General features: G+C 65.4%; 2 protein-coding genes. One reads left to right on the forward strand and one right to left on the reverse strand.

Going from position 1 to position 1910, the window contains the following annotated elements:
• Positions 1-802 (reverse strand): NAD-dependent deacylase (locus MJD61_18225; protein MCG8557200.1); only part of this gene is annotated, 802 nt, incomplete at its 3' end.
• Between the two features lie 145 nt (positions 803-947).
• Here MJD61_18225 and MJD61_18230 point away from each other — a divergent pair.
• A complete protein-coding gene (locus MJD61_18230) occupies positions 948-1709 on the forward strand; it encodes an SOS response-associated peptidase (GenBank protein ID MCG8557201.1) in 762 nt (253 codons plus the stop codon).
• The last annotated feature ends 201 nt before the right edge of the window (positions 1710-1910 follow it).

Genomic DNA, 1910 nt, shown 5'->3' on the forward strand with positions numbered 1-1910 from the left:
AGGGCAGGGCGTTTGGATCCAGCCCACGCAAGTGCACGAAGCGCGTCCAGATGCCCTCGCACGCGGCCTCGGCACCCAGTGCGAGCTTCACGTCGACTTCGTCCGACAGCTCGGTCTGGCCAGGGTTGATCTCGACCGTCGGCTGGCCCAACGCCTTGGCGCGCAGCAGTGGGGCCGTGATGTAAGGGAACAGACTGCTCGTTCCGACGCTGAAGACGACATCGAAGCCCTGCTCGACTTCACGACGCAGTCGTTCGATCTTGTCGATAGGTAGCATCTCTCCGAACAACACCACATCCGGCCGCACGAGCCCATCGCAACGCTTGCAGTGCGGGGGCAACGTGAGTGCCGCATAGTCCTGGACGCTGAAGCCGTGCTCGCAGCGGGTGCACAGCAGGTGGTGGATGTCGCCGTGGATGTCGATCACCGCTTCGGAGCCGGCCTGCCGATGCAGGCCGTCGACGTTCTGGGTCAGCACGCAGACGCGATCGAGAAAGCGCTCGAGTCGAGCCATGAACCTGTGAGCGCCGTTGCACTTGGCCTGGCGGCAGGCCTTTTCGATTTGGCCGATGTACTTCCAGGTCAGATCCGGCCGTCGAGCGAAGGTCTCGCCCGAGAGCAGCACCTCGATAGGGACCCCTTCTTCCGTATTCAAATCCTCGTACAAACCGCCTACACCTCGATAGGTGGGCAATCCCGAGTCGGCGGAAATCCCTGCACCGGTCACGAACAACGCGCTGTCGGCTTCGGCCAGCAGCTCCGCTACCCGGTCCAGGCCCGCGCGGCTGTCGCGGGCGCACATCGGAGTCCACCATAGCACCATTGGAGTCGTCGTCGCTGCGCTCCCGCGATCCCGGGAGGATGGATCGGGAGACGAGGACGCAGCTTTTTGCGCGGGCGGATCGGGCATGCGCATCGGATCCACGGGCGCCGGAGGCTGGTGACCGATGCGGGGTAGACAGGGGCCGCAACCGGTGCCACAGCATGCCGAGGCGCTCCGTATGTGCGGCCGCTACAGCCTCGAAGCCGAGATCGATCAGTGGTCCGAGCTGGGTGTGAGCTACCCGCTCGAGGAGCTCTTTCGCTGGCGCGCACGCTACAACATCGCACCGTCGCAACGAGCACCCGTGATCCTGAATCTGGGGCAGCCCAAGATCGCGCTGGCTAGCTTTGGATTCGTGCCGCCGGGGCGCGCCGGTGCGTCCGGGGTCCAGCGCATCATCAACGCGCGTGCCGAAGGGCTGAGCAAGAGGCCCCTGTTTCGCGAGGCGTTTCGTTGCCGCCGCTGTATCGTGCTTGCGAGCGGCTTTTTCGAATGGCGGCGCGAGGGCCGGCGCAAGGTGCCGCATTACATCCAGCCAAGCAAGCCCGCGTTGCTGGGCTTTGCCGGCCTGTGGCAGCAGCCCAGCAGCGCCCAAGGTCTGTTCGAGCGCGGTTTCGCGCTGATTACGACGCGCTCGAACGCACTGGTCGCCTCGATCCACGATCGAATGCCAGCCATCCTCCATGCGGGCGACTTCGAGCGTTGGTTGTGCCCCGATCCCGAGCACGCGAGCGAGCTCGCGCCGCTGCTTCGGCCGTACCCACCTGACCGGCTGCAGGCCTCGGAGGTTTCAGCGCTGGTCAACAGCCCCCACAACGATCAACCCGAGTGCATTGCCCCCGTAGCCCCGGCCCAAACCCTCCTGTTCCCGGAAGACAAGGGCTAGCTACATGTTGGTGCAGGAAAGGGGGGGTGAGCGTCCTTGCCAGGGGGTGTCGGTGGGCCGTCAGGTAGTCACAGCGGTTGTCTTCACCCAGGTGGTCATGCCCGGGCGATGGCCACCAAGTCGTTGGCGATTGCGGCCCACGCGACCGCTCGGGCCATGCCTTGCTTGCCTCGGTAGCGACTGCGAGCGATGCCGAAGGTG

The organism is Pseudomonadota bacterium (genome assembly GCA_022361155.1).
In the GTDB taxonomy this organism is placed as follows: Bacteria; Myxococcota_A; Polyangia; order Polyangiales; family JAKSBK01; genus JAKSBK01.

What these genes read in the sequence shown, in the direction of transcription:
- MJD61_18230 (MCG8557201.1), top strand. Translation starts at nt 948, where the DNA reads ATGCGGGGTAGACAGGGGCCGCAACCGGTGCCACAGCATGCCGAGGCG.